This window comes from Kiloniellales bacterium (genome assembly GCA_030064845.1).
GTDB lineage: Bacteria > Pseudomonadota > Alphaproteobacteria > Kiloniellales > JAKSDN01 > JASJEC01.
On record JASJEC010000040.1, the window covers coordinates 45,251 to 57,463 of the forward strand.

Annotated in this window: 11 protein-coding genes; 8 read left to right on the forward strand and 3 right to left on the reverse strand. The window is 69.7% G+C overall.

The genetic code is table 11. The annotated features are described in order from the left end of the window. Positions 1–77 precede the first annotated feature (77 nt). The 8 genes from QNJ67_14570 to QNJ67_14605 all read left to right on the forward strand — a co-directional run bounded on the left by QNJ67_14570 (position 78) and on the right by QNJ67_14605 (position 9,654). Entirely contained in the window at positions 78–1,298 is a 1,221-nt protein-coding gene (locus QNJ67_14570; protein ID MDJ0610198.1) for an aspartate kinase, read from the forward strand. 116 nt (positions 1,299–1,414) lie between these two features. Further along, positions 1,415–2,881 (forward strand): DUF4115 domain-containing protein, encoded by a 1,467-nt coding sequence (locus QNJ67_14575; GenBank protein ID MDJ0610199.1) that lies wholly within the window; start codon positions 1,415–1,417, stop codon positions 2,879–2,881. Between the two features lie 148 nt (positions 2,882–3,029). After that, entirely contained in the window at positions 3,030–4,178 is a 1,149-nt protein-coding gene (gene ispG / locus QNJ67_14580; protein MDJ0610200.1) for a flavodoxin-dependent (E)-4-hydroxy-3-methylbut-2-enyl-diphosphate synthase, read from the forward strand. A 33-nt stretch (positions 4,179–4,211) separates the two neighbouring features. Beyond that, positions 4,212–5,456, forward strand: coding sequence for a histidine--tRNA ligase (gene hisS / locus QNJ67_14585; GenBank protein ID MDJ0610201.1), 1,245 nt, complete (start codon positions 4,212–4,214; stop codon positions 5,454–5,456). A 9-nt stretch (positions 5,457–5,465) separates the two neighbouring features. After that, on the forward strand, positions 5,466–6,758 hold the full coding sequence (gene hemA / locus QNJ67_14590) for a glutamyl-tRNA reductase (protein MDJ0610202.1): 1,293 nt from the start codon (positions 5,466–5,468) through the stop codon (positions 6,756–6,758). After that, positions 6,755–7,831 (forward strand): peptide chain release factor 1, encoded by a 1,077-nt coding sequence (prfA, locus tag QNJ67_14595; protein ID MDJ0610203.1) that lies wholly within the window; start codon positions 6,755–6,757, stop codon positions 7,829–7,831. The genes hemA and prfA overlap by 4 nt, the downstream gene beginning before the upstream one ends. Continuing rightward, on the forward strand, positions 7,828–8,694 hold the full coding sequence (prmC, locus tag QNJ67_14600) for a peptide chain release factor N(5)-glutamine methyltransferase (GenBank protein ID MDJ0610204.1): 867 nt from the start codon (positions 7,828–7,830) through the stop codon (positions 8,692–8,694). The genes prfA and prmC overlap by 4 nt, the downstream gene beginning before the upstream one ends. 228 nt (positions 8,695–8,922) lie before the next feature. Further along, positions 8,923–9,654 (forward strand): DUF4167 domain-containing protein, encoded by a 732-nt coding sequence (locus QNJ67_14605; protein ID MDJ0610205.1) that lies wholly within the window; start codon positions 8,923–8,925, stop codon positions 9,652–9,654. 16 nt (positions 9,655–9,670) lie between these two features. Here QNJ67_14605 and QNJ67_14610 read toward each other — a convergent pair whose 3' ends face one another. The 3 genes from QNJ67_14610 to QNJ67_14620 form a co-directional block, all read right to left on the reverse strand. After that, entirely contained in the window at positions 9,671–10,822 is a 1,152-nt protein-coding gene (locus QNJ67_14610; protein ID MDJ0610206.1) for a patatin-like phospholipase family protein, read from the reverse strand. 210 nt (positions 10,823–11,032) lie between these two features. Next, complete coding sequence (locus QNJ67_14615; GenBank protein ID MDJ0610207.1) at positions 11,033–11,791, reverse strand: MOSC domain-containing protein; 759 nt, start codon at positions 11,789–11,791, stop codon at positions 11,033–11,035. A gap of 32 nt (positions 11,792–11,823) precedes the next feature. Then, positions 11,824–12,213 (reverse strand): EamA family transporter (locus QNJ67_14620; protein MDJ0610208.1); only part of this gene is annotated, 390 nt, incomplete at its 5' end.

The window sequence follows — 12,213 nt, forward strand, 5'->3', positions numbered from 1 at the left end:
GGATAGCCGCCGCCGCCCAGGCAACTGCCCTCGGCGCCGGTTTCTTTACGCGCCCACCTGTCTTTGCGGAGACCTCGATGGCCCGGATCGTGATGAAATTCGGCGGCACCTCGGTGGCCAGCATCGAGCGGATTCGCAGTGTGGCGGAACGGGTGCAGGCCCAGGTCGCCGGCGGCGACGAGGTCGCCGTCGTGGTCTCCGCCATGGCCGGCCAGACCGATCACCTGATCGGCCAGGTGCGCCAGGTCGGCCAACTCGTCGATCTGCGTGAGTACGACGTGGTGGTCTCGACCGGCGAGCAGGTGACTGCGGGACTGCTCGCCATCACGCTGCAGAGCCTGGGAGTTTCGGCGCGCTCCTGGCTGGGCTGGCAAATCCCGATCCACAGCGACACCGCGCACGGCAGCGCGCGGATCGAAGAGATCGACGTCGGACGCATCGTCGAGCGGCTGGCCGAGGGCCAGGTCGCGGTCGTGCCGGGGTTCCAGGCGGTTGATCCCCAGAACCGGGTGACCACGCTCGGGCGCGGCGGCTCCGACACCTCGGCGGTGGCGCTGGCCGCCGCCTTGCGCGCCGAGCGCTGCGACATCTACACCGATGTCGACGGGGTCTACACGAGCGACCCGCGGATCGTCTCCCGGGCGCGCAAGCTCGACCGTGTCACCTACGAGGAGATGCTGGAAATGGCCTCGCAAGGGGCCAAGGTCCTACAGACCCGCTCGGTGGAAATGGCGATGAAGCACGCCGTACGGGTACAGGTACGCTCGAGCTTTCATGACACTCCAGGGACCCTTGTGGTCGACGAGGAAGAAATCGTGGAAAAGGCAGTCGTCAGTGGAATCGCCTACAGCCGGGACGAGGCGAAAATCACCCTGCTCCAGGTGCCGGACAAGCCCGGCGTCGCGGCGCAAATCTTCGGCCCCTTGGCCGACGCGTCGATCAACGTCGACATGATCGTGCAGAACGTGTCCGCGGAGCGGGACCGCACCGATCTCACCTTCACGGTCAGCGAGGCCGACCTGGGCCGAGCCGTTGAAGTCATTAAGGAAAAATGCACCGATCTGGGCTATGCGGATATCCTGGCGGACGCCAACGTCGTCAAGGTTTCCGTCATAGGCGTCGGCATGCGCAGCCATGCCGGCGTCGCACAGCAGATGTTCAAAGCGCTCGCTGAAAAGGGTATAAACATCCAGGTGATCTCGACCTCGGAAATCAAGGTCAGCGTCTTGATCGCTGAGGAGTACACCGAGCTCGCCCTGCGGACGCTGCATACGGCCTATGGCCTCGACGCGGAATGATCGATCCCGCCGCGCCCACGGGGGTCGGCAGTTCACGGGGTCGCCAATCGCTTTGCCGGGCCGTGCGAGTCAGACACGGCGACCGGGTCAGGCCGCCGAGGTGGTGAGGTAATCGGGTGACTGAGGCCGACGACGTAAAGCGAGAAGGAGGGTCCGCCGCGGGGGAAGAGTCCAACCCGCCGGCCAGGACATTCCGCCTTCCGGGCGCGGTCTCCGACGATCCCGACGCCGCACTGTCCGGCGACGTGGGCGAGCCCCTGGCCGCCAAGCCCTCCGGCGAACAGGTCGGCGAGGAACTGCGCCGCACCCGCGAAAGCTTCGATCAGACCATTGCCGATGTCGCGGCCTCGCTCAACATCCGGCACGTCTATCTCCAGGCCCTGGAAGACGGGGACTTCGACAAGCTCCCCGGCACCACCTACGCCGTCGGCTTCCTGCGCAGCTACGCCGACTACCTGGGCCTGGACAGCAAGGACCTGGCCCGCCGGTTCAAGGAGGAAATGGCCGGCCGCCAGGACGCCACGCAGCTGGTCTTCCCGGTCCCGACCTCGGAGAGCCGCTTACCGGGCGCCGCGCTGATTCTGGTTTCCCTCGTGCTCTGCGCCCTCGCCTACGGCACCTGGAGCTTCTTCACCAAGCCGGAGCCCCAGGTCGCCGAACTCGTCCCCGCGGTACCCAACAGGCTGCAAGGCCTCCTGGACGAGGAGGCCGGAACCCTGCCCGGCGGTGCGAACGGGGCGCAGGCGGAGGCCACGGCCTCGAACCTGAACGGATCCGAAGTGAGTGCCAACATCGCGCTCGCCGACGGCGGCCCGAAAGAGGCCCTGCCGGTGGCCGCGCCGGAGAACGGCGCGCGCGGCGACGAGGCGGCGTCCAACGGGGCGGCGTCCGACGGGGCGGACGAGCCGGCGCCGGCGGCTGCCGATTTCGAGGTTCCGGCCTACGAAGCGGCCCCGCTGGCCGAGGCGGAGACCCTGGCGGCGCGTCAGCCCGAGCCGGCGGCCGAGCCCGAACCGGCCCCGGAACCGGCCGTGGCACCGGTGGCGGAAGCGGGCCGGCAATCGGAGACGGTACCGGCCTCGTTGCCGTCCGTGGCCGCGGCGCCGCGCCCGGCCGCCGCCGAGCCCGAGGCGGCCCCCAGCGTTTCGGCCGCGCCCGAAGCGGCAGCGCAGCAGACGGCGGGCGGAGAGGCGGCGTCGACAGGTCCCTTGCCGATTCCCAAGCCGCCCGAACTCGACCCGGCGCCGGCGGCGGCCGGGACCCAGACCGCCGCCCGAGCCAGGGAGCCCCGCGTCTACGGCGCCGAGAACGACACCTCGCGGATCGTGCTCCGGGCAACCCAGGACTCCTGGGTCCAGGTCCGGGCCGGAACCGACGAGCTGCTCCTGACCCGGGTCCTGCAGGCCGGCGACACCTACCGTGTGCCGGACCGTCTGGGTATCACGCTCCAGACCGGCAACGCGGGCGGCGTAGAGGTCCTGATCGACGGCCGGAATCTGGGCCCCCTTGGCCCGGCCGGATCGGTGCGCCGAAACGTCCAGCTCGAGGTCGACCGGCTCGTCAGCGGCGCGACCCAGCGCTGATCACAAGCCCTACCGCGTTTCCTGCAGGGTTGAAGTTCCCCCCTTTCCAGCGCATCTTGTGGCGCAGGCGGCGGCGGGTTACGGCGCGCGCCATATCCAGCGGCCGGCCCGATTTCAAGCCGCCGAAAAGCCATGGAGTTTCCGCGCTATGAGCGTTCGACCCTATCGCGACATCGTCCGTCGCAAGTCGCGCCAGATCCAGGTGGGCAAGGTTGCGGTCGGTGGCGACGCGCCGATCTCCGTGCAGTCCATGACCAACACCCTGACCTCCGACGTCGCGGCGACGATCAAGCAGATCCGCGATCTGGAGATCGCCGGCGCTGACATCGTGCGGGTTTCCTGCCCCGACGAGGACTCCACGGCCGCGCTCAAGAAGATCGTTCCGGAAGTGACCGTGCCGATCGTGGCCGACATCCACTTCCACTATAAGCGCGCCCTCGAGGCGGCCGAGGCGGGCGCGGCCTGTCTGCGCATCAACCCGGGCAACATCGGCTCGCGCGAGCGGGTGCGCGAGGTGGTGAAGGCGGCTCGCGATCACGGCTGCTCCATGCGCATAGGCGTCAATGCCGGCTCGCTCGAGCGCGACCTCCTGGAGAAGTACGGCGAGCCCTGTCCGGAAGCCATGGTGGAGAGCGGGCTGAACCACGCCCGTCTGCTCGAGGACGAGGACTTCTTCGAGTTCAAGATCTCGTGCAAGGCCTCCGACGTGTTCCTCGCGGTCGCCGCTTACATGGGGCTGGCCGAGGCCTGCGACTATCCGCTGCACATCGGCATCACCGAGGCCGGCGGCCTGCGCAGCGGCACCGTGAAATCCTCGATCGGACTAGGCAATCTGCTCTGGTCCGGCATCGGCGACACGCTCAGGGTCTCGCTTTCGGCCGACCCCGTCGAAGAGATCAAGGTCGGCTTCGACATGCTGAAGGCCCTGGGGCTGCGCCACCGTGGCGTCAATGTGATCTCCTGCCCGTCCTGCGCGCGGCAGCAGTTCGAGGTGATCAAGACGGTGGAGGTCCTGGAAGAGCGGCTGGCCCACATCACGACGCCCATGACCCTCTCGGTGATCGGCTGCGTGGTCAACGGGCCGGGCGAGGCGCGCGAGACGGACATCGGCTTCACCGGCGGCGGCAACGGCACCCACCAGGTCTACATCAGCGGCCTGCCCCATCACCGGCTCAAGGACGAGAGCATCGTCGATCACCTGGTCGGCCTGGTCGAGCAGAAGGCGGCCGAGATCGAGGCCGCGAAAGCGGCCGAAGAGGCCGGCGAAACCCCGAGGATCGCCTCCGCCGGCTCGTAGGCCGCCGGCTCTTACGCCAAGACGGAGAAATCTGTGTCTGCGTTGCAGCCGGTTCGCGGCACCCACGACATATTGCCCGAGGAGATGCGCAGACACCGCTTCGTCGTCGAGACGGCGCGCGAGCTCGCCGAGCGCTACGGCTATCACGAGATGACCACGCCGGCGTTCGAGTTCACCGAGATCTTCAGGCGCACTCTGGGCGAGACCTCGGACGTCGTGACCAAGGAGATGTACACCTTCTCCACGAGCGGCGACGAGCAGCTCACGCTGCGGCCCGAGGCTACCGCGGGGGTCGCGCGGGCGTTGATCTCGAACGGGCTGACCCAGACCCTGCCGCAGAAGTATTTCTACGCCGGCCCCATGTTCCGCCACGAGCGCCCGCAGAAGGGCCGCCAGCGGCAGTTCCATCAGATCGACGTGGAACTGCTCGGCGTGGCCGAGCCGCTGGGCGACGTCGAGATCATCGCGGTCGGCGCGCACGTGCTGGACGCGCTCGGCGTTCTGGACAAGACGACCCTGGAGCTCAATACCCTGGGCGATCCGGAGAGCCGCCACGCTTATCGCGACGCGCTGGTTGAATACTTCCAGGCGCACCGCGACCGCTTGTCGGAGGACAGCCTGGATCGGCTCGAGCGCAATCCCCTGCGCATCCTCGATTCCAAGGACAAGGGCGACCGTTCGGTGGTCGCGGACGCGCCCTCCTTCGAAGACTATCTCAATGCCGAGAGCGTCGAGTTCTTCGAGCAGGTCAAGGCCGGCCTGGATGCGATCGGCATCGCCTACCAGCTAAATCCGCGCCTCGTCCGGGGACTCGACTACTACACCCACAGCGTCTTCGAGTTCATCACGACAGAGCTGGGCTCCCAGGGCACGGTCCTTGGCGGCGGACGTTACGACGGCCTCGTCGAGCTGATCGGCGGGCCCTCGACGCCGGGCGCCGGCTGGGCCGCAGGGATCGAGCGGCTTGCCATGCTGATCGAGGAGCCGAATGAACCGCCGCGGCCCTTCGCCGTGGTGCCGGTCGGGGCCGAGTGCGAGGCGGCCGCCCTGACCTTGGCCCAGCAATTGCGGCAGGCCGGCTTTGCCGTCGAGCTGACCTTCAGCGGCAACTTGAAGAAGCGGATGAAGCGCGCCGACAAGGTGAAGGCGCGCGCGGCGCTGATTCTGGGCTCCGACGAGGTGGCCCGGAACGCCGCGACCTTGCGCGACCTCGATACGGGCGAGCAGGAACTCGTGTCCCTCGACGCACTGAGCGACCGGCTCGTCCAGTTCCGCTAGCGACCCGCCATGGCCGACCGGCGGGATACGATCGGGCGATTCTTCGTGTTCGGTGTCAACCACCGCTCCGCGACGCCGGCGCTGCGCGAGCGCTTGCTCATGGACATCGAGGAACACACGGGCCTGCTGCAGGAAATCGGCGCCAGCGGCCTGGAGGAGGCCCTGGTGCTGGCGACCTGCGACCGACTCGAGATCGTGGCGCTGGATCCGGCGCCCGAGACGGCGCCCGAACGCCTGGTGCCGGTCTTCGCCCGGCGCGGGGCGGTGCCGGTCCAGGAGGTCCGAGCCCAGAGCTATCATCATCTCGGCGAGGCGGCGCTGCGCCATCTCTTCGCCGTTGCGTCCTCGCTCGACAGCCAGATCGTCGGCGAACCGCAGGTCCTGGGCCAGGTCAAGCAGTGCCACCGGCTGTCCGCCGCCGCCGGTCTGCTTGGGGCCGAGCTGGAGCCCCTGCTGCAGGCCGCCTACGGCACGGCGAAACGGGTGCGCGCCGAGACCGCGGTGGCCGAGCGGCCGGTCTCGATCGCCGCCTCCGCGGTCATGGTGGCGCGCGATCTGCACGGCGATCTGGCGCGCTGCCAGGCCGCGCTGGTAGGCTTGGGCGAGATGGGCGACTTCATGGCGCTGGAGCTTCAGGAGGCCGGGCTCGAACAGCTGACGGTGCTCCACGGCTCCCTGCGCCGGGCCGAGGCCGCGGCTCGGCGGCTCGGCTGCCACTTCCGTCCGCTCGACGAACTGCCCGAGGCCCTGGTCAAGGCCGACATCGTCGTGACCGCGACCGGCGCCGGCAGGCACACGGTGACCGAGGCCATGGTGGCGGCCGCGCTCAAGAGCCGGCGCAACAAGCCGATCCTGGCGATCGACGCGGCCGTGCCCGGCGACGTCGAGCCCTCGGTCGACGGACTGGACGACGCCTTCGTCTACGATCTCGACGACCTGGAGTCGGTGGCGCGGGAAGGCCAGGCGAACCGCGAGGCGGTCGCCAGCGAGGCGTGGCGGGTCCTGGACGACAGCCTGGCGGCCTTCCTGCTGCGCCGGGCCGAGCGCGCGGCGGTCCCGACGGTCACCGCCCTGCGCGGCCATTTCGAGGCGGTGCGCCGCGAGGTCCTGGACGAGGGCCGCCAGGACGCGGCGGCGGCGACCAAGCTGCTGATCGCCCGCCTGCTGCACGACCCGAGCGAGACGCTCCGCGCCCTGGCGGCCGAGGACCCGGAACAGGCCACGGCCGCGGAACGGGCGATCAAGCGCTTGTTCCGCCTGGATCGCGGGGCGCCGCCGCCCGATGAGGAGAAAGAGTCTTGAGTCTGGAACGAAAGCTCGACCGCGTGGTGACGCGCCGGGACGAGCTCAACGCCCTGATCACCGATCACCCGGACCCGGGGTCGGCGGACTATACCGCCAAGCTCAAGGAGTTGGCCGAGCTCACGCCGGTGGTCGAGCAGGTCGAGGCGCTGCGCGCCCTGCGCCGCGAGCTCGAGGACGTCGAGGCGCTGGTCGCCGATCCCGAGGCCGACGAGGAGATGCGCGCCCTGGCGGAGGAGGAGCGCAGGAGCCTGCAAGGGCGCGTGCCCGTGCTGGAGCAGGAGGTCAAGCTGCTGCTGCTGCCGAAGGACGAGGCCGACGACCGCAACGCGATTCTCGAGGTGCGGGCCGGCACCGGCGGCGACGAGGCCGCGCTCTTCGCCGAGGAGCTGTTCCACATGTACCAGCGCTACGCCGCCGGCCGCGGCTGGCGCTTCGAGCCGATCAGCGTCTCGGAGACCGGGATCGGCGGCTACAAGGAGGCGAGCGCGGCGATCTCGGGCCCGGGCGTCTTCGCGCGGCTCAAGTTCGAGTCCGGGCCGCACCGGGTCCAGCGCGTGCCGGTCACGGAGTCGGGCGGCCGGATCCACACCTCGGCGGCCACCGTCGCTGTGCTGCCCGAGGCCGAGGAGGTCGACGTGCAGATCGACGACAAGGACCTGCGGATCGACACCTTCCGCTCCCAGGGCGCCGGCGGGCAGCACGTCAACACGACCGACAGCGCGGTGCGCATCACGCACCTGCCGACCGGCGTCGTGGTCTCCTGCCAGGACGAGAAATCGCAGTTCAAGAACAAGGCCAAGGCCATGAAGGTGCTGCGCGCCCGGCTCTACGAGCGCCAGCGCGAGGAGCTCGACAGCGCGCGCGCCGAAGCCCGCCGCAGCCAGGTCGGCAGCGGCGACCGCTCGGAGAAGATCCGGACCTACAACTTCCCCCAGAGCCGCGTGACCGACCACCGCATCAAGCTGACGCTCTACAAGCTGGACCAGGTCCTGGCCGGCGAGGCCCTCGACGAGCTGATCGAGGCCCTGATCGCCGAGGACCAGGCGGCCCGGCTCGCCGCCGCGGAATGAGCCGCGCGGCGGTGGACGGCGAGACCGTCGGACGAGCCCTCGGGCGCGCGGCGGCGCGCCTCGCGGACGCCGGCGTGGAACAGCCGCGGCGCGACGCCCGCCTGCTCCTGGCCGAGGCCCTGGAGGCCGACGCCGCCCAAGTCGCCGCCTGGCCGGAACGGCGGCTGGCGGCGGCGGCGGCGGCGCGCTTCGAGGGCTTCGTGGCGCGTCGGGCGGCGCGCGAGCCGGTGTCGCGCATTCTGGGCCGGCGGGAGTTCTGGGGCCTGGAGTTCGCTCTTGGGCCGGCGACCCTCGACCCGCGCCCCGAGACCGAGACCCTGGTGGAGGCCGTGCTCGAGCGCTGCGCCGACCGCGACGCCGCGATCCCGATTCTCGATCTCGGCACCGGCAGCGGCTGCCTCCTGCTCGCCCTCCTGGCCGAGCTGCCCCGCGCCTTCGGCCTCGGGCTCGACCGCAGCTTCGAGGCGGCGCGCCAGGCCAGGGCGAACGCGTACGGTCTCGGCCTCGCGGCGCGCAGCCGCTTCGTGGTCGGCGACTGGTGCGAGAGCCTCGGCGGTGAGTGGAAAGTTATCGTTAGTAATCCACCCTATATAATCAACTCGGACATGGCCGCACTGGCGCCGGAGGTCGCGCTCTACGATCCCCGAGGCGCGCTGTGCGGCGGCGAAGACGGGTTGGATGCCTACCGTCGCCTGGCAGAGGGGGTGGGCCGGCTTCTCCCCCGCGACGGCATCCTGGCCCTCGAGGTCGGCGCCGGCCAGGCCGATTGCGTTGTCGAGATTCTGAGCAGAGCAGGACTGCGCGTGTTCGATCGTCGTTGCGATCTCGCCGGGCTGGAACGTTGCATCCTCGCCGGGCTCTGAGCGAGACCGGGCCGAGAATTGATCGAGGGCAAAAAAATGGGTTGGAATGCCACGCGAACACCATTACCTTTGGGTCCTGAGCTTATGGCTCCAGCGTTCCAGAGGGACGCGCCGCGATCCCCAAAAGGCCGCGTGAAGGGCGCTCGCAAAATCGTCGGGATGACGGTGGGCGAGGGGACGCGAGTGGATTTGCCTCCGCTTTCATTCAACGGGCTAAAGTAACGAAACATGAGACCAGCGAACAATGTGCGGCGGCCTCGTGGCCGGCCGAACAGAAAGCAACACGGTTCACCGCGTAGCCAGACCTACGACAGCCACGGCCCCGATGTACGCGTTCGGGGCAACGCGACACAGATCTACGACAAGTACCTCTCGCTCGCGCGCGACGCCGCCGCATCGGGAGACCGTGTCGCCGCCGAGGGCTACTTCCAGTTCGCCGAGCACTACTTCCGGATCATGAACGACTCGACCGATCCGCGGCGGGCCAACCCGCAGCAAGGCCGTGGCGAGCATAGCCAGAACGGGGCCGACCAGCCGCGGGACCGCGAGCAGACGCGCGGCCAACAGGGCCAGCAGCCCGGGCCGTCCGAGCAGCCGCCCCTGGAGATGGAGCAGCCCTTCATCGACCAGAACCAGGCCCAGGGCATGTGGCCGCCGCAGGTCGACGGTGCGCCCGACGCCGCCCCGGCGGGTAGCGACGGCGGCGGTCGCCGCCGCGGCGCCTCGCAGAGCGAGACCGAGGCCGACGCGGGCGACGAAGCCGGCAACGGGAAGGGCGACGGGGCCGCGAAGAGTGACGGTTCCGACGAAGAGGCGCCACCGCGCCGCGCCGCGCGCGGCCGTCCGCGCGGACGCCGTAAGGCGAATGGCGCTGCCAAGAGCGACGAGGACACCGCGCCCGAGGAAAAGGACGGCGGGTCACCCGCGTCCGACGCGGAGTCCGAGGGCCTCTCTACCTAGATTTTTGCGTAGCGTCTCAGCTGCCGGTCATCCGGTAGCGGCGAGTCGATGCGAAGCCCGGCCTCGAGTGCTCGAGCAGCCGGTCCTCGAACTCGGGCGCGCGGCCGCGGCCCAGCTGGCCCAGATGGTCGGCCAGCCAGTGTTCGGCGGAGGCCCGCCCCAGATCCTTCAGCGTGTTCAGAAATTTCGAGTCGGTCTTCAGCTTGCTGCCGACCTCGCTGCGGGTCATGGAGTCCGGCGGCAGGATATGGTGCAGGCCGAGCCCCTTGAGCCGCCGGCCCAGATCGCTGTCGGACGGCACGGCCGAGCGCAGCTCGGTGATCAGGTGGATCTCGCGGATCAGCGGCGCGTTGTTGAGCACCGCCTGAAGGCGCTTCTCGATCTCGGAGGCCGAGACCGGCAGGTCGTGCTGCGCCTGGGTGTCGATGTGCACGATCAGGATGTCCGGGGACGCCGCCTTGTGCACCAGCGGCAGCACCGGCGGGTTGGCGGTGAAGCCGCCGTCCCAGTAGTAGTCGCCGTCGATCTCGATCGCCCGGTGCAGGTTCGGCAGGCAGGCCGAGGCCAGCAGGACGTCGCTGGTGATCTCGCCGTTGCTGAACAGCCGCGGGCTGCCGGTGTGCACGTTGGTCGCCGAGATGAAGAGCTTCAGCTTGCGCGTGCGCCGCAGGCGGCCGAAGTCGATCAGCTCGTTGACCAGGCTGCGCAGTGGGTTGATGTCGAGCGGGTTGAGCTGATAGGGCGAGGTGACCTGGGACAGTAGCCGCAGGTTGCCGCCCTCGCCCAGGAGCCCGCCGAGCAGGTGGCTCAGCGGGTGGGTGCCGACCGGCGCCATGCTGCCGATCTTGGCGACCGACTGCCAGAGCGCCGCGAGCCGCTCCTTCGCGCCGTCGCGGCCGCCCTCGAGGTAGCCGCAGGCGAAGGCCGCCGCGTTCATGGCGCCGGCGCTGGCGCCGCTGAGCGCCTCGATGTGCAGCGACTCCTCCTCGACCAGGCGGTCGAGGACGCCCCAGGTGAAGGCGCCGTGGGAGCCGCCGCCCTGAAGCGCGAGCGCGATGGGCTTCGATCCCTCCGGCGCCGCCGGAGCCGCGCCCAGCAGCTGCCGGGCGGCCTCGCCGAGCCGCGCCTGCCACGTCGGGCCGTCGGCCTTTCTGTCTTGCGTTCCCAAGTGCCCTTCCCTCTCGTCCGGGGTGGCGAGCGCCGCCATGACAGCGGCAAGGGCGCTCGCGGGATGCAACGGAATGCTGCGGTGCAATATAGTCTGCGCCAAGCCTTAACAAAGTCCGAAGACTGTGACCTTTGTGTAGAAAGATCAGATATGTAGGAAGATCAGCCCCGGGCGCGCAGCCGGCCCGGAGTCGCGGCTCCAGCGCCCGTTTTAGGCCAGGGTCAGGGCGTCGCGGACCGCGAGGGGTCCGCCCGAGACCACCCGGGCGTAGATCCCCATGTCGATGTGGCCGAAGCCCGCCTTGAGGAAGCGCACCACGTTGAGGTCGCGCTCGGCCGTCGCCGGGTTGACGTGGGTCGCGGCGCAGCGGTCGATGCGGGCGGCCACCTCGAGCCCGGCCCCGCCGAGGGTGATCTTGCGGTCGACCCAGCCGAACTCCTCCCAGGCCGCCGCGCCCTCGATGTAGACGTTGGCCCGGAAGCGCAGGGGGTCGATGCTCTGCCGCGCGACCCGCTCCAGGTCCCGGACGCTCGCCAGGTTGATGATTGAGACGGTCTTCTCGGGAATGTCGAAGAAGCGGTGCCCCTCGGCCTCAACCAGCTTGGGCGCGCCGCGGGTCGCCCCGGCCATGTAGCTGGCGAAGAACTGGTTGATCAGGGTGCGGCCCATCGATTCGGTGACCGTGCCGCAGACCACCTGCTTGCCGTCACGCTCGATCGACAGGCGCCCCGTCTCGGGCTCGAAGCGGGTACGCAGCTTGGCCAGCTTCTCGTCCTTCATCAGCATGAGGAAGTTGGTCTTGGGCATCCACTCGGGGTTCCGCGGGTCGAACTGGGTGGTGCCGTGGGCCATGGCGAAGCGCCGGTCGTGGGGCAGGCCCTCGCCGGGCGCCAGCTCGGTCCGCTCCAGGGTCTCCCCAGGGAGCCCCTTGAGGGCGTAGCGGTGGATGCTCTGAACCGTGATCGCCATGGCCAGAGCTAAGCCGCCCGCCCCGGCCTCTGTCAACCGGCCAGCAGCAGAAGCAGCAGGCCGGCCACGACCAGGGCGACGCCGGCCAGCTCCTTCCGATTGCTGCGCTCGCGAAAGACCAGCGCCGAGGCGATGAAGGTGAAGACCAGCTCGATCTGGCCGAGGGCCCTGACATAGGCGGCGTTCTGGATCGTCATGGCGATGAACCAGCAGGCCGAGGCGGTCACGCCGACCACGCCGATCCAGGCCGCCTGGCGCCAGGAGCCGGCGACCCGGCCAAGGGTCGCGGGCTCACGCCAGGCGAACCAGGCGGTCATGGCGAAGGTCTGGAAGACCGTGACGCAGGCCAGGGTGAAGGCGGCCTGAACCAGGAAGCCCTCGCCGCCGAGCGAGAGCGAGGCCGCGCGGTAGCAGACCGCCGA

Excerpts from the sequence above, each read along its gene's own strand:
- hemA (MDJ0610202.1), top strand. The coding sequence starts at position 5,466 with ATGGCCGACCGGCGGGATACGATCGGGCGATTCTTCGTGTTCGGTGTC.
- ispG (MDJ0610200.1), top strand. The coding sequence starts at position 3,030 with ATGAGCGTTCGACCCTATCGCGACATCGTCCGTCGCAAGTCGCGCCAG.
- QNJ67_14615 (MDJ0610207.1), bottom strand. The coding sequence starts at position 11,791 with ATGGCGATCACGGTTCAGAGCATCCACCGCTACGCCCTCAAGGGGCTC.
- QNJ67_14570 (MDJ0610198.1), top strand. The coding sequence starts at position 78 with ATGGCCCGGATCGTGATGAAATTCGGCGGCACCTCGGTGGCCAGCATC.
- QNJ67_14605 (MDJ0610205.1), top strand. The coding sequence starts at position 8,923 with ATGAGACCAGCGAACAATGTGCGGCGGCCTCGTGGCCGGCCGAACAGA.
- prmC (MDJ0610204.1), top strand. The coding sequence starts at position 7,828 with ATGAGCCGCGCGGCGGTGGACGGCGAGACCGTCGGACGAGCCCTCGGG.